The organism is Pseudomonas sp. CCOS 191 (assembly GCF_001007005.1).
Lineage (GTDB): Bacteria > Pseudomonadota > Gammaproteobacteria > Pseudomonadales > Pseudomonadaceae > Aquipseudomonas > Aquipseudomonas soli.
Window position 1 is genome coordinate 4929526 of sequence record NZ_LN847264.1, and the last position, 16752, is coordinate 4946277.

The window sequence follows — 16752 nt, forward strand, 5'->3', positions numbered from 1 at the left end:
TTATCACCCACCGCTGCCACTGGGTCTGCTGCGCAGACCATCGCCGGCTCCCACAGGAGTCGAGGTGCCCCTGTGGGAGCCGGCTTGCCGGCGATGGGGCGCGCAGCGCCCCTGCGATCTACCAGGTAACGCCGAACCCGGCGGTATAGCGGGTCTTGTCCAGGTCGCTGTCGCGGGTGCCCTTGATCAGGTCCTTCTCCGCCTTGAGGTTGAGCGAGGCCCACTCGGTCACCTTGTAGCGCAGGCCCATCTCGGCATCCAGCGAGTAGTCGGCCACGCCGCCCAGCGGCTTGCCGAATTCGCCATTGGTGAAGAACTCGACCTTCTTGCCGATCAGGTAACGGTTGTAGTCCCACTTCACCGCTGCGGAATAGAAGTTGTCCTTGCCACCGTCGCGGTATTCGAAGTCGGTGCGGTTGATCAGCGAACCCAGCGAGAACGCGCCGAGCTCGTCATCCCAGAATTGGTAGCCCGGGCCGGTACCGACGGTACGCTGGCGGGCCAGATCCTCGATATGGTCGCGCTTGTATTCCACGCGTCCCTGCCAGAACCACTTCTCGGTGATGAAGCGGTCCAGCGCGTACTCGGCGCTCCAGTTGTTGGTGGTGGTGACGTCGTCCTTGGTCTCGCGGTTGTATTCGCCCTCGGCGTTGTGCCGCCAGCGGCCATGGCGGGCAGTGGTCTTGAAGCTGACGTCATAGTCGTCGGTGTTGTTCTCGGCGCGCTTGTAGTCCATCGCCACATCGACGTTGCCCTTCCACAGGAAGTCCTCGAGCACCGGACGCGGCTTCATGATCTGCTCGATGCTGGCCAGCTCGACGGTCTTCGGCGCGTCGCCGTTGGCCAGGGTCACCTTGCCAGGTTCGGCGGCCTTCAGCGCCTTGGCCTTCTCGCCGCTGTAGGCATCTTGCTTGACCAGCAGTTCCTGATCGCTTTCCAGCGTCTTTACCTGCTTCCAGTCGAGGGCGATCGAACCGCCATAGGGGGTCTCCAGCAGCAGCTTGCCGCCGTCGAAGACCTTGATCTTGCCGCTCAGGCGGTCACCGTTCTTCATCCACACGGTGTCGGCGAGCACGGGCGTGCAAAGGGACGCAGCGATGAGGCACAGCAGGGTTCTAGAAGACATAAGCGCAATATGGGTTCGATTCGACGAAAAAGCCGGGCATTATCCAGATACCGACAACCTGAGCAAGGACAGACACAGCCCATGCCGATGAGTTCCACTCGCATTTGCCGCAACCTTCTGTCCGGTTTCATCTGCAGCACAGGGATCCTCTGATGTCCACCCTCGATCCGCCCGCTACGCAAGATGCACAAGCCCGACGAATGGCACTGTATTCCGTCCTCGGCCAGGTACCGCCGGGGAAGGTCGTCAGCTACGGACAACTCGCCGAGCTTGCAGGCCTTGGCCGCGCGGCGCGGTGGGTCGGGCGCACACTTTCGCAGCTACCCCAGGACACCCGCCTGCCCTGGCACCGGGTACTGGGCGCGGGTGGCAGGCTGAGCTTGGCCCTGGGCACGCCGTCGGGCGACGAACAACGCGCCCGGCTGCGCGCAGAAGGCGTGAATGTGGCCAATAATCGTGTGGATATGGCGCGCCATGGCTGGCGTCCGATGGAGCACAGCGGTTAGAGTGCGCGCTTTGTTTTCGCAAACCTTGAGGCAGATGTTGGCCCATGCCCCGTAAAACCTGGCGCGCTGCGCTCGCTGCCTATGCCAGCCCGTCAACTCTGGTGCTTTTGCTGCTCGGATTCGCCGCCGGCCTGCCGTACATGCTGGTGTTCTCGACGCTGTCGGTGTGGCTGCGCGAAGCCGGCGTGGCTCGCGAGACCATCGGCTATGCCAGCCTGATCGGCCTCGCCTACGCGTTCAAATGGGTCTGGTCGCCGCTGCTCGACCAGTGGCGCCTGCCGCTGCTCGGCGGCATGGGCCGGCGCCGTTCCTGGCTGCTGCTGTCGCAGCTGCTGGTAGTGCTCGGGCTGGTCGGCATGGGCTTCTGCGACCCGCAGAAACACCTGTCGTGGCTGGTCGCCCTGGCGGTACTGGTGGCCTTCGCCTCGGCGACCCAGGACATCGCCGTCGACGCCTACCGCCTGGAAATCGCCGATGACCAGCGCCAGGCTGCCCTGGCTGCCAGCTACATGGCCGGCTACCGGGTCGCCGCCCTGCTTGCCACCGCCGGTGCGCTGTTCTTCGCCGAGTGGTTTGGCTCCACCGGTTTCAGCTACCTGCACGAAGCCTGGACCGGCACCTACGTACTGTTCGGCGTGCTGATGCTGCCTGCGGTGTTCACCACCCTGGTGATGCGTGAGCCACCGGTACCACTGCGCACCCAGCTGTCGGCCGCGCGCTATGGCTTGATGCACCAGCTGGCGTCGGTGTTCGTGCTGATCATCCTGCTGGTCTCGGTACCGGCCAGTTTCACCCAGATGTTCAACACCGACTGGGGCAGCGTGGCGTTCGGCGACGCGACCATGCTCGACCTGCTGCTCGAAGACCGCGCCTTCCTGCGCCTGATCCTCTATGTGCTGCTGACCTGGGCGTGCCTGTCGTCCCTCGGTCGTCGCGGCCTGGCGCCGGTGCTCACGCCGGTCAACGACTTCATCGTGCGCTATCGCTGGCAGGCCCTGCTGCTGCTCGGGCTGATCGCCACCTACCGCATGTCCGATACGGTGATGGGCGTGATGGCCAACGTGTTCTACATCGACATGGGCTTCACCAAGGACCAGATCGCCAGCGTCAGCAAGATCTTCGGCCTGATCATGACCCTGGTCGGCGCCGGCGCCGGCGGCTTGCTGATCGTGCGCTTCGGCATCCTGCCGATCCTGTTCATCGGCGGCGCGGCCTCGGCAGCCACCAACATCCTGTTCCTGATGCTGGCCGACATGGGCCCGAACCTGGAAATGCTGGTGGTCACCATCTCGCTGGACAACTTCAGTTCGGGGCTTGCCACCTCGGCCTTCGTCGCCTACCTGTCGAGCCTGACCAACCTGAAGTTCTCGGCCACCCAGTACGCCCTGCTCAGCTCGATCATGCTGTTGCTGCCACGCCTGATCGGCGGCTATTCCGGGGTCATGGTGGAGAAGTTCGGCTATCACGACTTCTTCCTGGTCACCGCGCTGCTGGGCGTGCCGACGCTGGTGCTGATCGCGCTGCACTGGCGCCAGGAAGTCGGTCGGGGAAAGCCGGCGCCGGTGGAGAGCCCGGCGGCTGAACAACACTAGGTCATCATCGGCCTTATCGTGGGGCAAGTCGGATCGGCGCATCGCCGCTCCGACTTGCCCCGCAATGTTTCTACTGCGTCACAGCGCCTTCCCCGGAGCACCCGCCCACGACGAACCACAACGGCCACAGCGCCAACGCACCCGCCAGGCCGGCGGCCAGGGCAAAATGCATCAGGCTGGCACCGGCACCCAGCATCGCCAACACCGCACCGCCCAGGCCCAGCAAGGCGATGGTGATCATCCCCAGCATCGCCGACACCAGGCCCTTGCTCTGCTCGCTGGAGAACAGCGTCATGCGGTACAGCACCGCGTTGGCCACGCCGAGGCCCAGCGCGTACAGCGACATGCCGGCCACCACACTGGTCACCGTCGGCCAGAGCCAGGTGGCCACGGCCATCAGCGACAAGCCCGCCAGGTAAGGCCACAGGGCGCCACGCACCAAGGCCGGCAGCGGGTAGCGATCGGCGATGCGGTTGATGATCAGGTTGCCCAGGATCAGCCCACCGAACACCGGCAATTGCCACAGCGCGTATTCCATCGTGCTCAGGCCTTCATCATGGATCAGCAGCACAGGTGACAGGCCGATCCAGCCGATAAGAGGCAACCCCACCAGCCCCAGCGCCGCGCTACCGGCCACGAAACGACGGTTGCCCAGCAACTGCCCGTAGCCCGCCAGCAATGGCAGCAGGTGAATGGGCGTGAACGGCAGGCGCGAACCGTCGCGGCGCTCCACGCCCAGGGTTTCCGGCATCAGCCGGTAGAGCAGCAGCCAGCACAGCACCGCGCCCGCGGCGAAGACCACGAACAGCCAGCGCCAGTCCAGCCACTGCAGCATCAGGGTGCCTACCAGTGGGCCAAGCAACGGCGACAGCAGCGCGATGTTGGCCAGCAGGGCCATCATGCGCACCGCGTCAGCTTCGCTGAATGCCTCGTTGAGCGCCGGGTAGCTGACCGTGACCACGAAACCCAGGCCGATGCCCTGCAATAGCCGCAACAGGTTGAACACACCGATATCCTGGGCCCAGAAGGTCGCCAGGCACGCCAGCCCGAAAAACACGCAGCCCCCCAGCAACAGCGGGCGCCGGCCATAGCGGTCGGCCAACGGGCCGATCAGCCATTGCAGCAGCACGCCACCCAGCAGGTAGAGGTTGAGGGCGTGGGGAATGTATTCGGGGCTGGCCTGGAGATCTCCGACCACGACCGGCATGGCGGGCATGACCGCGTCGCTGGCCAGGTAGGTCAACAGTTCGAACAGCGCCAGGGTCAGACCGAACAGCAGGGCGCGCAGGGGGGTGATATACAGCAGAGGTTTCATGGCGGACATCGGGTTGGTAGGCAGGATCAGGGTGTATGCCAGATATGGCAGCACCTGGCTGTGAACAAGTGTAAAAAACAGGGCCGCTTCGCGCCCCATCGCCGGCAAGCCGGCTCCCACAGGGTCAGCGGTCAACCTGTGGGAGCCGGCTTGCCGGCGATGGGGCGCGAAGCGGCCCCGATTTTCGCGGACGCTTATGTTACGCCACGGTCTCCTGCACCACACGGATCACCCGCTGCGGAAACGGAATATCGATCCCTTCGGCCTTGAGCCGGTCGCGGGCATGCTCGTTGAGCATGAACATCACGTCCCAGTAGTCGGCGGTCTTGGTCCAGATGCGCAGCGACACGGTGATCGAGCTGTCGCCCAGGGTCGAAATCACCGCCTGCGGCGCCGGGTCCTGCAGTACACGCGGATCCTGGGCCAGCTCCAGCAGTACATTGCGCGCCTTCTGCAGGTCGGCGTCGTAGTCCACGCCCACGTCGAACACCACCTTGCGGGTCGGCTGGCGGTTGGTGTTGGTGATGATGCCGTTGGACAGGCTGCCGTTAGGCATGATCACGGTCTTGTTGTCGCCAGTGCGCAGCACGGTGTGGAAGATCTGGATGCTGTCCACGGTGCCACTGACACCTTGGGCCTCGATCCAGTCACCGATACGGAACGGGCGGAACATCAGGATCAGCACACCGCCGGCGAAGTTCGCCAGGCTGCCTTGCAAGGCCAGGCCGATGGCCAGGCCGGCGGCACCGATGGCGGCGACGAACGAGGTGGTCTCGATACCGATCATCGACGCCACGCTGACCATCAGCAGCACCTTCAACACGATGTTGGCCAGGGTGCTGATGAAGCCCTGCAGCGCGGCGTCGGCACGCAGGCCCACCAGCTTGCCAAGACGGGCACTGAGCTTGTTGATGATCCACCAGCCGATGGCCAGTGTCAGCAGCGCCAGCAACAGGCGGCTGCCGTACTCCATGATCAAGGGAACCCAGGTCTGCGATTGGCGAACCAGCTGATCGACTTCAGCGTTCAAATCCATGTTTATCTCCTGATGCCGAACGGCAAGTACACAGTGAAGCGGGCAGCGCAAAGCCAGCGGCCCGGACCCCGATGGACATCAATGCGCCATCAAGGTTCCGGGCCGCCGAGCGATCAGTCGCGGAAGTTGTTGAACTGCAGCGGCATGTCGAATTCCTTGGTGCGCAGCAAGGCAATGGCCTCCTGCAGGTCATCGCGCTTCTTGCCGGTGACGCGGACCTGCTCGCCCTGGATGGCCGCCTGGACCTTGAGCTTGCCGTCCTTGATGGTGGCGACGATTTTCTTGGCCAGGTCCTTGTCGATGCCTTCGCGGAACTTGGCTTCCTGCTTCTTCTCCTTGCCCGAAGCGTAGGGATCCTTGGTTTCCAGGCATTTGACGTCGATCTTGCGCTTGACCAGCGCCAGGCGCAGGATTTCCAGCATGGCCTCGAGCTGGAACTCCTCCTCGGCGGTCAGCAGCACGGTCTGCTCCTTGTCCTTGAACTCGAAGGTGCCCTTGCCCTTCAAGTCGTAGCGACGGTCGAGGTCCTTGATGGCGTTGTCGACAGCGTTCTGCACTTCGTGCTTGTCCAGTTCCGATACCACGTCGAACGAAGGCATGGTTGATCTCCAGAAAAAAAAGCGCGCTCGGCCTGAAGATGGAGCGCGTCGGGTTTGATGGTTAAAATGCGGACTCATTATAACGGGTTGCGAAACGCAGATGAGCAGCACCTGGCATATTCTCGGCGCCGGCAGCCTCGGCAGCCTCTGGGCCTGCCGCCTGGCCCGCGCCGGCAAGGCAGTCCGCCTGATCCTGCGCGACCAGCAGCGCCTGGCCGCCTATGAACGCAAGGGCGGGCTGACCCTGATGGAGCAGGATACCCAGCACGACTATGCGATCCCCGCGGAGAGCTTCGACGCGCCCGGCCCGATCCATCGCCTGCTGGTCGCCTGCAAGGCCTACGACGCCGCGCCTGCCGTGGCGCGCCTGGCCCCCAGGCTGGCCCATGGCGCCGAGCTGATACTGCTGCAGAACGGCCTGGGCAGCCAGGACGAGGTTGCCGAGCAGGTGCCCCACGCCCGCTGCATCTTTGCCTCCAGCACCGAGGGCGCGTTCCGCGAAGCCGACTGGCAGGTTCGCTTTGCCGGCCACGGCTTCAACTGGCTGGGTGATCCGGCCAGCCCGGGCATGCCGTCCTGGTTCGACGACCTGCACGACGCCGGCATACCGGCCCAGTGGGCGCTCGACATCCCTGCTCGCCTGTGGCGCAAACTGGCGCTCAACTGTGCGATCAACCCGCTGACGGTACTGCACGACTGCCAGAATGGCGGCCTGCTCGGTCACCTGACCGAAGTCGACCCGCTGTGCGACGAACTGGTCAACCTGCTGCACCGTTGCGGCCAGCCCGAAGCGGCCAGCGACCTGCACGAGGAAGTACAGCGGGTGATCCTGGCCACCGCGGCCAACTACTCTTCCATGTACCAGGATGTCCGCCATGGCCGGCGCACCGAGGTCCACTACCTGCTCGGCCACGCCTGTCGTGCCGCCGGCCGGCACGGCCTGGCAGTGCCGCAACTGGAACACCTGCACCGGCGCCTGGTCGATAACCTGCAGGCCCGTGGCCTGCGCAGCGACTGATCCTGCCCATTCATCGGAAACGGACACCCTCAGACCCATGACCTTGCGTCAACGCCTGGAAAACCTCCCGGTCGGGCAGAAACTGCTGGCGGCCTTGCTGGTGCTGCTGGTGACCATCCTGCTGGTGGCCAACCTCGCCTTCATCAGCGCCGCTTACTGGATCACCCAGGAGAGCATGGCGCCCCAGGCCCTGCAGACCATCGGCAAGCTGGTGTCCAACCCGCAGCTGTCCTCGCGGGCCGGCGACTCGCCGGAAGCCGCCACGGCGCTACTGAAGGAGCTCGACAGCTACTCGCCATTGCGCGCCGCGGCCATCTACGGCGGCGACGGGCGCCTGCTGGCGCAACTGCAACATGGCGAGCCGCTGAGCCTGCCCAAGCGCTACCGCAACATCGATGGCTGGCGCCTGATGGAGTTCCGCAGCACCCAGCTGATCCGCCTGCCACGCAACGCCGCGCCCCCCGCACACCTGCTGCTGGTGGCCAGCAGTGAACTGCCCACGGCGTTCTACACCGGCACCCTCTCCGCCAGCCTGGCGATCCTGGTGTTCAGTGTGCTGCTGTGGCTGCTCATCGCCCGGCAGATCAAGCGCCTGATCACCCTGCCGATCAATCGCCTCGAAGAGCTGACCCGCCAGGTTACCCGCGAGGAAAGCTATGCCCTGCGCGCCCAGCGCGGCAACGACGACGAGATCGGCGGCCTGGCCGAAGCGTTCAACACCATGTTGTCGCGCATCGAAGCCCGCGAACAGCAGCTCAAGCGCACCCGTGACGAGTTCCAGGATGCCTACGACCAGGCCCAGGGCCTGGCCGAGGAAACCCGCCATACCAACCGCAAGCTGGAACTGGAAGTCCAGGTGCGCAGCAAGATCGAGAAAAAGCTCACCGGTTTCCAGAACTACCTCAACAGCATCATCGACTCGATGCCATCGGCACTGATCGCCCTCGACGAACAGCTCTACGTCACCCAGTGGAACCATGAGGCCACGGTGCTCTCCGGGACCCCGCTAGACGAAGCGCTGAACCAGCCGATCTTCCTTGCCTTCGAGCCGCTCAAGCCGTTCCTGCCGCAGCTCAAGGAAAGCGTGGAGAAGCACCGGGTCGCCAAGATCGAGCGCGTCACCTGGCCCAAGGGCGAAGACCTGCGCCACTACGCGCTGACCTTCTACCCGCTGATGGGCGGTGGCGGACGCGGGGTGGTGATCCGTATCGACGACATCACCCAGCGCCTGTCGCTGGAAGAAATGATGGTGCAGTCCGAGAAGATGCTCTCGGTCGGCGGCCTGGCCGCCGGGATGGCGCACGAGATCAACAACCCGCTGGGCGCGATCCTGCACAACGTGCAGAACATCCGCCGCCGCCTGTCGCCGGACCTGCCGCGCAACCAGGAGCAGGCCAGCGAGCTGGGTATCGACCTGCCGGCCGTCAATCGCTACCTGGACAGCCGCGAGGTGCCACAGTTGCTCGACGGCATCCAGCAAGCCGGCGCACGGGCCGCCAAGATCGTCACCCACATGCTCAGCTTCAGCCGCCGCAGCAACCGTCAGCTCGCCCCTTGCGACCTGCCGGCGTTGATCGACCAGGCGGTGGAGATCGCCGGCAACGACTTCGACCTGGCCATCGGCTTCGACTTCAAGGGCCAGGCCATCGTCCGCCAGTTCGACCCACAGCTGGGGCCGGTGCCCTGCACCGCCAACGAACTGGAGCAGGTGCTGCTGAACCTGCTGAAGAACGCCGCCCAGGCCATCCACCAGCGCCCGCAACCCAGCGAGCCCGGGCGTATCACCTTGCGCACCCGGCTCAATCCGCCCTGGGCGGAAATCCAGGTCGAGGACAACGGCGTCGGCATGCCCGAGACGGTGCGCAAGCGCACCTTCGAGCCGTTCTTCACCACCAAGGAGATCGGCCAGGGCACCGGCCTGGGCCTGTCAGTGTCGTACTTCATCATCACCAACAACCACAAGGGGCAGATGGAAGTACAGTCCACCCCGGGCCAGGGCACCTGCTTCACCCTGCGCCTGCCCCTGAACCAGGCCCAACCGGCCCCCCTGAACACGGAGACATGACATGGGCTATCGCCTGTCGAAGATCTATACGCGCACCGGCGACAAAGGTGAAACCGGCCTGGGCGATGGGCGCCGGGTGCCCAAGGACCACCCGCGCGTCGAGGCGATCGGCGAGGTCGACAGCCTCAACAGCCAGCTCGGCGTGTTGCTGGCAGGTCTGGCCGAGGCCGGGTTGGGCGAGCTGATCGAGGTGCTGGCGCCTTGTCAGCATCGGCTGTTCGACCTGGGGGGTGAGTTGGCGATGCCCACTTACCAGGCGCTGAACAGCGTTGAAGTGGAGCGCCTGGAGGCTGCGATAGACCGCTGGAACGACGAGTTGGGGCCCCTGAAGAACTTCATCCTCCCCGGGGGCTCGATGCTGGTGGCCCAGGCCCATGTATGTCGCAGCGCGGCACGCGCGGCTGAGCGGCGGTGTCAGCAGTTGAATGCTGTGGAACCGCTGGAGGGGGTTGGATTGGCTTACATCAACCGGCTTTCGGATCTGCTGTTCGTGGCGGCGCGGATCATCGGGCGACGGCAAGCTGTTGCTGAAGTGCTTTGGCAGCCGCGCGAAACCTGACGATCAAAGCAAATAGAGAATTTTCCTACGATTCTTTAAGGAGTTTCACGGTAAATTCTTCGCAACACCATCAGTAAGCTCTTTGTCTCATACCAGAGTTACCACCCTTAACCCAGGTGGTAACGGGACAAGGAGCCCCCATGCCGAATAGCCACACGGTTTCCCGTGCCGTCTCTCGCCCTGCCTGCAGCGCCCGAATTCCCATTCTGCCGATTCGCTACGCCGTAGTGCCCAAGGCAGTCGATGCGCCTTACTTTCGCTATGCCGACGCCGGCTTCGCCCTGGAGCAAGGCTTCCCCGCACTGCATCAAAGCGCCTACACCCTCCGCGCCCTGCGCGCCGGGTATGTCTATGTCTTCATGGCAGGCCCTTGCGGCGAGAAGTTGGTCATCCACGAACATAACGGCGCGGGGCGCTATAAAGAGCTGCGTTACAACGGCCTGGAGCACTATCACCGACGAGACAGGTACATCAGCGGCGCATCCTCAGGTTGGGTCTGGGCAGATACCTATCAGGATACCGCCGGAGAAGTGTGGATCGGCTACAGCTCCCATTTGTGGAGCAACGCGATGACTGCCCGGATCATGGCTTCTGCGGCGGTACGCCGGCGCCATATGCAGGCGCTGGACATCCCTGAGCTTATTGCCGGCGAGCCAACAAACTCCAGTCAGGCCCATGTGCTGCCTGTCAGCGCCCTGCGAACCTGGGTCGAGGACTTCAAGCCCGATGCGCTGCGCATGAGCCTGGACTGGAGCAGCCACCCATGCCCGGAAATAATGCCCTGCGGCACTCTAGCTGGCATGGCACGTCATTACCCCGCCACACAACCGCGCATCCCTGCCGTCGTCGCACTATATGACGCTGAAGGCATCTCGATGGACCTGGGGCTATCGGCTAATGCCTATCAGCACGCCATCCGCGACCCCGCAGCACCCGACCCAAGTCGCCATGCGTTCGGCGGCCCGCCGGAGAGCCAGGAGAAGGTGCCCGTTTGTTACCGATACGATGTGGAGCGCATCTGCAAGCAAAGCAAGGACTACCACCACAAGAGCATCGTGGCCGCACTGCTGGAAAAAACCCTGCATACGCTCTACCCAGCCAACGCGCCGGATGTGGAGTACGAGGCAAGAGTACGCGCGGCAAATAGTCATCAATCGATCGGCTTGGCACGCTACGAAGCCCTGACTGACGAGCAGCACTCACCACAAGGTGCCCGGCTGGGGCAACGCATCGACAGCGTCCTTTTCCACGCCTTCATCGCCGAGCGCGAAGCGCAGCAACAAGTACTGGCCGATTTGCAGATGCAGGCATTGCTGGCCAGCGTGGACCATGACGCCTGGCTGGCGTCCGCCGAAGGCCAACATGCTGACGACCCGCGATCACTGGCCGCCGTTATTGCCAGTTACGATCGCGACAACTACTCCAGCGCCCTTGGGCTGGAGATGAGCCTGGCGTTGATGCTCGGCAGCATGAGCCAAGCTGTTCCCGGCGCCGAAGACCAGGATCTGCGGTTTGAGCGGCTGGAGAAATGGCTCGATCAACATGACAGCCCTTTGTACCTGGCGCTCGCTCCGTTCAACCCGTTCAAAGACAGGGCCGATGCTGCCGGTACGCTGATCGGGGCTTCGGACAGCACCATCGAAGTGTTGGCGGGACGCTTCCCGGCAATCGCTGACATAACCGACCTCACGGCCCAGGCGGTGCATACGGTGGTGCTCAAGCGCTTGAACGGCAAGACCCGCTGGGATGCGAGTCATTCCTTTCAGCAGCGGATACTGGCTGCCGCGCAGGAGGCCAATGCTGAAAAGGCGCTAGGCCTGCTGAGCACGCGCTACAAAATTACCGGCCAAGCCGTACGGGAAAGCGAGCTTAGCCAAGCAGTGAAGGAATTTATCGACACAGGCATGGCGCAGATAGAAGAGTCGAAGAAGTTGCGCATCAGTGGCAGCCGCACGGTGACGCTGGAAATGACCACGACGCAGACGGTGAAACCCAAGATTGCGTCGATAGTGCGTTCGGTTGCAGGCGCTGGAGCGAACGCTGGGATGCTCTGGCTGAACATAGTCAATTTGAAAGTCGCTTACGCGAATGTGCTGAAGAGTTCGGCAGCGGAATACACAACGGGGTTTGCGTCTGCACTCTTTGGGGTAATTGGCTCGCTGGCAGCGACACTGGTAACGACCCGGGCTGCGCAGAAGTCAGTTACAGTCAAGCTCAGCAGCGTGGCGCCTGGAATGGCGTTCGGCAACGGGCTTATGAATTTTCTATCCAGCAATTCCTTTGCGCGAGCAGTTGGGTATCCAGCCATATTATTAGGCCTTGCTTCAGACATATTAAAAGCCAAGCGACAGGCCGATTATGGCAACGAATCTGCTGCGGAAGACACCGCAATCTCAGGCATAGTTATCTCCATTGGTTCCGCTGTGATCCTGGAAGGCACCTTAGCTATAGCAAGCGCAGCAGCCTTGATGTCTTTAGCGGGACTGGTGGCAATTTCCACAATTGCAGCTGGGGCAGCCGTCCTTACAATTGGCCTATTCTTACAGAAAAAGGCATCTGAGCACTTACACGGCCCAATGGAACTTTGGGCTGCTCGATCGAAATTTGGAACACTTCAAAACGACGGTGAAAATCGCCCCCATCTCAAGCTTGACGCTTCAATGAAGCTGCCCCCATTCTTAACGCTCGTAGATGAAGTGAAAAATTGGTATTTAACCTTCTATACACCAATTAAAACTTCCAAAGAACAGGCGCAAACGCTAGGGGTAGGGATAGGGAACTTCGATAGCTCCATTAACAACACCACCTACTGGTCGCACCCTGATTGGGGTACGATTGTCCAAACTGGTATCGAACACTCATATAATCGAGGACAAATCACAGTACTTCTTCGCGGCTTCTTGCTGGGCATAAGCACGTGGACGGCGAGTTTTAGCCGTGAAGATACTATTGCCAAAAAGTCTTTTCTGCTTAATACCACCCCAACTACCTTACTGGTTCCCGAAGGGCTAATCCTTAATTTCAGCACAGAAATCCCACAGGGGAACTCGCTTAGCTTGTCGATCGATTACTTCCCCCGACAAGGAATTGACGAAGACGGCAAATCTACTATTACATTATCGGTGAGTCCAAACGAATGAGAATCACATGGACATTTAAGAAATCCAGCCAATCCTCGATCGCCCCTGCAATTCGCGACCAATTAGTAGAAATCAACAAAAAATATCTATGCCTTAGAAACCCATGGATATCTGATTCAATTTTCATGGGCAAAATGTACACCGCAACCACTCTACTTTTAATTATTTTTGAAGCTTACGTATGGAGTGATTCACACATATGGTACGCCGACGACCTCAATGTCACCCTTGCCGCCCTGGTTATCATCGCCCCCTTCTTTGCCACCCCGTTCCTTTGGTACCGTATATTTTTAATTAAAAGGCTCTCACATCTTTACTTCGACCGGAGCTCCAAAACAATTTTTTACAAACGGAACAAAAAAAATCTGACAATTGACTGGAGGAAATGCGTTGGCGGCTATTTTGTAAAAACCGAATTCAGCGGCAGTTCATTCACTATAGACTACGGATTAGCGATCGCTCAGCGTCCAGAAGACGGAAAGATGAGACAAAAGGATGCAATATGGTTCCCCAGCAACAACCCTAGCGAAGACAATCCACTCTATGCACAAGAATTGTGGGAGTATATCTGCCGATTCATGGACCACGGCCCCGATAAACTACCTCCTCCCAAGGAACCGGATTGGTGGCGCATCCCTCTGAACACAATTTGCCTATCGCCAAAACAGGCGTGGCGTCACTACGCCCCCTGGCGCACAGGCGAGCCTGGTGAAATGCAGGGCAAGAAAAATTGGATGCTGCCCTTCTGGCTGGTGCTATTCCCTTACAATATGTTTTCAGCGCTGTGCTGGTGTGCAGCTTGCTGGATGTTCAACGTCAAGAGCCCGCCCCCACCGGTTTGAAAGCCACCACTTGCAGCACAAGCCTGACAGCCCAGCGCCGCTGTCAGGCTAATGAGCTAGTCAGGCCTGAGGCCAGAACGCCCGAATCCCGGCAACGCCCTGCGCCCCTGCTTCCCAGGCCTGCTCACGCTCACCCGGCCCTACCCCACCCAGTAAGAACACCGGATGACTGAAACCTGCAATCAACCGCTGCGCCTCATCCCATCCCAGCGGGGCAGCCTCAGGATGCGTCTGAGTCGCCTGCACCGGCGACAGGGTGACGAAATCCACGCCCATCTGCTCAGCCAGCGCCAGCTCTTCTGCGTTATGACAGGAGGCCGCCAGCCACCGCTCTTTCGGAAATGGCCGGCCCTTGGCTGCGTATTTGCGCAATTGCGCCGCTGTCAGGTGCCAACCAGCGGACGGGAAGTCTCCCAGCCACTCCAGCGGCCCTTTGAGCATCAACTGCGCCTTGCCGCCACACAGGCCTACCGCATCCACCGCGACGTCACGGTACTTGGGGTCGTACATGTCCGGGGCACGCAGCTGAATCAGGCGAATACCGCTGGCCACAGCCCTTTGAATGCCTTTGAGCATCTCCGGCACTTCCAGACCATCCGGGGTAATCAGGTACTGATCCGGCAGGCGCGCCGCAGCCACGATCGGTTTGTTGGCCTCGGGGAACTCGTATTGCGCCAACTCCCGTGGCGTAACCCAGGCGAGCGGCTGGCCTTCGGCGCCGTGGGGTTCGCCAGTGAACGCCTGGACCTCGCGGACATCCAGCAACACCTGTTTGTCCGGGTAGTCATGGCTGACTTTGATCAGCGCCCGCGAACGGGTCACGTCGATACCCAGTTCCTCGCGAAGCTCTCGGGCCAGCGCCGCTTCGACGCTTTCGCCCTCCTCCACCTTACCGCCAGGGAATTCCCACAAACCGCCCTGGTGCTGGCTGTCGGCACGTCGAGCAATGAGAATACGGCCATCGTTACCGCGAATGACCGCTGCTGCTACATGAATCCGTTTCACCCTACACGCTCCGCCAGGCCAGCTTGCTGCCAGGCCTGGAAGGCTGGCCACTGGTAAATGGTCTCGATATAAGTGGCCGCCTCCGCTGGCACCTCCACCCGGTAACTGCGCAGACGCACGGCCACTGGCGCGAAGAAGGCATCGGCCAGGGTCGGCTTGCCGAACAGGAACGGCCCGCTGTCCTTGGCCACCAGACGGCATTCGGACCACAGCGCGACGATACGGTCGATGTCCACTTGCACGTCCAGCGGGGTGTTTTCCAATGCTGCATCGCGCGACAGGTCGAACGGCATTGCCTCGCGCAGGGCGAAAAAGCCACTGTGCATCTGGGCGCACGCGGAGCGCGCCTGGGCACGGGCGGCTACGTCAACGGGCCACAGCTGGGCCTCGGGGTGGCGTTCGTTGAGGTATTCGGCGATGGCCAGGGAGTCGGCGATCACACCGTGCTCGGTCTTGAGCAACGGCACCTTGCCGGAGGAGGAGAATGCGAGGATGCGTTGGCGGGTGTCGGGCTGGCGGAGTTTGATCAGGGTTTCTTCGTAGGGTACGCCGGCCAGTTCAAGGGCCAGGGCGCCGCGTAGCGACCAGGAAGAATACAGCTTGTCGCCGATGATCAGGTGATAGCTCATGGGTCGGCTCCATGTGTCTGAAATTTGGGGGCTGCTTTGCAGCCCTTCGCGGGGCAAGCCCGCGAAAGGGCCCTCGAATCAGGTGCGGTATTCGGCGTTGATCTTCACGTACTCGTGGGACAGGTCGGTGGTCCAGATGGTTTCGCTGCACTGGCCACGGCCAAGGTCGATGCGGATGGTGATCTCTTCCTGGGCCATCACCGCCGAGCCTTGCGCCTCGGTGTAGCTCGGGCTGCGCCCGCCTTTGCTGGCGATGCACACGTTGTCCAGATACACGTCGATCAGGCTGACATCCAGCTCGGGCACGCCGGCGCGACCGACAGCTGCGAGAATGCGGCCCCAGTTCGGATCAGAGGCGAACAGCGCGGTCTTGATCAACGGCGAGTGAGCCACGGCGTAGCCGACGTCCAGGCACTCCTGGTGGTTGCCACCACCGTTGACCTGCACGGTGACGAACTTGGTGGCGCCTTCGCCGTCACGGACGATGGCCTGCGCCACCTCCATGCACACTTCGAACACCGCTTGCTTCAGTGCTTCGAACAGCGCGCCGCTGGCCTCGGTCACTTCCGGCACATCGGCCTTGCCGGTGGCGATCAGCATGCAGCAGTCGTTGGTCGAGGTGTCGCCGTCGATGGTGATGCGGTTGAACGACTTGTTGGCGCCGTCGAGCATCAGGTCCTTCAACACCGCCGGGGCGACCTTGGCGTCGGTGGCGATGTAGCCGAGCATGGTGGCCATGTTCGGGCGGATCATCCCCGCGCCCTTGCTGATACCGGTGACGGTAATGGTCTTGCCGTCGAACTGGAACTGACGGCTGGCGCCCTTGGGCAGGGTGTCGGTGGTCATGATGCCGGTGGCGGCTTCGGCCCAGTTGTTTTCCGACAGGTTATCCAGGGCGGCCTGCAGCGCGCCTTCGATCTTCTCGACCGGCAGCGGCTCGCCGATCACGCCGGTGGAGAACGGCAGGACCGACTCGGCTGGCACGCCGGCCAGTTCGGCCAGCTTGGCGCAGGTGCGCTCGGCGGCGGCCAGGCCTGGTGCGCCGGTGCCGGCGTTGGCGTTGCCGGTGTTGGTCAGCAGGTAACGCACGGTACCCTGCACGCGCTGCTTGGAGAGAATCACCGGTGCCGCGCAGAAGGCGTTGAGGGTGAACACGCCGGCGACGCTGGAGCCTTCGGCGCAGCGCATCACCACCACATCCTTGCGCCCTGGGCGCTTGATGCCCGCCGAGGCGATACCGAGTTCGAAACCGGGAACCGGGTGCAGGGTGGGCAGGGGACCAAGACCAACAGCCATTAGAGCGCTCCTAGATAAATCGGT

General features: G+C 62.2%; 13 protein-coding genes and 1 pseudogene. 7 read left to right on the plus strand and 7 right to left on the minus strand.

What is annotated here, in order from left to right; genetic code table 11:
- Window positions 1-118 precede the first annotated feature (118 nt).
- Window positions 119-1126: a DUF481 domain-containing protein gene (locus CCOS191_RS22015; protein WP_046856992.1), complete on the minus strand. Its 1008-nt coding sequence runs from the start codon at window positions 1124-1126 to the stop codon at window positions 119-121.
- A 152-nt stretch (window positions 1127-1278) separates the two neighbouring features.
- Between CCOS191_RS22015 and CCOS191_RS22020 the strand changes: the two genes are divergently transcribed.
- Both CCOS191_RS22020 and CCOS191_RS22025 read left to right on the plus strand, forming a co-directional pair.
- Window positions 1279-1632, plus strand: a complete 354-nt coding sequence (locus CCOS191_RS22020; protein WP_046856993.1) for an MGMT family protein — start codon at window positions 1279-1281, stop codon at window positions 1630-1632.
- Window positions 1633-1676: 44 nt separating this feature from the next.
- Window positions 1677-3224: an AmpG family muropeptide MFS transporter gene (locus tag CCOS191_RS22025; RefSeq protein ID WP_046856994.1), complete on the plus strand. Its 1548-nt coding sequence runs from the start codon at window positions 1677-1679 to the stop codon at window positions 3222-3224.
- A gap of 70 nt (window positions 3225-3294) precedes the next feature.
- Here CCOS191_RS22025 and CCOS191_RS22030 read toward each other — a convergent pair whose 3' ends face one another.
- The 3 genes from CCOS191_RS22030 to CCOS191_RS22040 all read right to left on the minus strand — a co-directional run bounded on the left by CCOS191_RS22030 (window position 3295) and on the right by CCOS191_RS22040 (window position 6174).
- Window positions 3295-4539: an MFS transporter gene (locus tag CCOS191_RS22030; protein ID WP_046857901.1), complete on the minus strand. Its 1245-nt coding sequence runs from the start codon at window positions 4537-4539 to the stop codon at window positions 3295-3297.
- Window positions 4540-4738: 199 nt separating this feature from the next.
- Window positions 4739-5575 carry a mechanosensitive ion channel family protein gene (locus CCOS191_RS22035; protein WP_023631294.1) on the minus strand — a complete coding sequence of 279 codons (837 nt, stop codon included), beginning with the start codon at window positions 5573-5575 and terminating at the stop codon, window positions 4739-4741.
- Window positions 5576-5688: 113 nt separating this feature from the next.
- Complete coding sequence (locus CCOS191_RS22040; protein WP_011535522.1) at window positions 5689-6174, minus strand: YajQ family cyclic di-GMP-binding protein; 486 nt, start codon at window positions 6172-6174, stop codon at window positions 5689-5691.
- Window positions 6175-6274: 100 nt separating this feature from the next.
- On the opposite strand from CCOS191_RS22040, the gene CCOS191_RS22045 reads away from it, so the two are divergent.
- The 5 genes and pseudogenes from CCOS191_RS22045 (at window position 6275) to CCOS191_RS27685 (ending at window position 13798) form a co-directional block, all read left to right on the plus strand.
- Complete coding sequence (locus CCOS191_RS22045; protein ID WP_046856995.1) at window positions 6275-7192, plus strand: putative 2-dehydropantoate 2-reductase; 918 nt, start codon at window positions 6275-6277, stop codon at window positions 7190-7192.
- 37 nt (window positions 7193-7229) lie between these two features.
- The gene (locus CCOS191_RS22050; protein ID WP_046856996.1) at window positions 7230-9257 is read left to right on the plus strand and encodes a sensor histidine kinase; all 2028 of its coding nucleotides are present in this window, start codon (window positions 7230-7232) and stop codon (window positions 9255-9257) included.
- A 1-nt stretch (window position 9258) separates the two neighbouring features.
- Window positions 9259-9832: pseudogene (locus CCOS191_RS22055) on the plus strand (cob(I)yrinic acid a,c-diamide adenosyltransferase).
- Window positions 9833-9956: 124 nt separating this feature from the next.
- On the plus strand, window positions 9957-12956 hold the full coding sequence (locus tag CCOS191_RS22060) for a T6SS effector BTH_I2691 family protein (protein ID WP_046856998.1): 3000 nt from the start codon (window positions 9957-9959) through the stop codon (window positions 12954-12956).
- Window positions 12953-13798, plus strand: coding sequence for a hypothetical protein (locus tag CCOS191_RS27685; protein ID WP_082120479.1), 846 nt, complete (start codon window positions 12953-12955; stop codon window positions 13796-13798). The genes CCOS191_RS22060 and CCOS191_RS27685 overlap by 4 nt, the downstream gene beginning before the upstream one ends.
- Window positions 13799-13858: 60 nt before the next feature.
- Here the strand turns inward: CCOS191_RS27685 and CCOS191_RS22065 are convergent, their stop codons facing one another.
- The 3 genes from CCOS191_RS22065 to argJ form a co-directional block, all read right to left on the minus strand.
- Entirely contained in the window at window positions 13859-14803 is a 945-nt protein-coding gene (locus CCOS191_RS22065) for a Nudix family hydrolase (RefSeq protein ID WP_046856999.1), read from the minus strand.
- Window positions 14800-15432 (minus strand): glutathione S-transferase family protein, encoded by a 633-nt coding sequence (locus tag CCOS191_RS22070; protein ID WP_046857000.1) that lies wholly within the window; start codon window positions 15430-15432, stop codon window positions 14800-14802. Before CCOS191_RS22070 ends, CCOS191_RS22065 begins: the two co-directional genes overlap by 4 nt.
- A 78-nt stretch (window positions 15433-15510) precedes the next feature.
- Window positions 15511-16728, minus strand: coding sequence for a bifunctional glutamate N-acetyltransferase/amino-acid acetyltransferase ArgJ (gene argJ, locus CCOS191_RS22075; protein ID WP_046857001.1), 1218 nt, complete (start codon window positions 16726-16728; stop codon window positions 15511-15513).
- Window positions 16729-16752 lie beyond the last annotated feature (24 nt).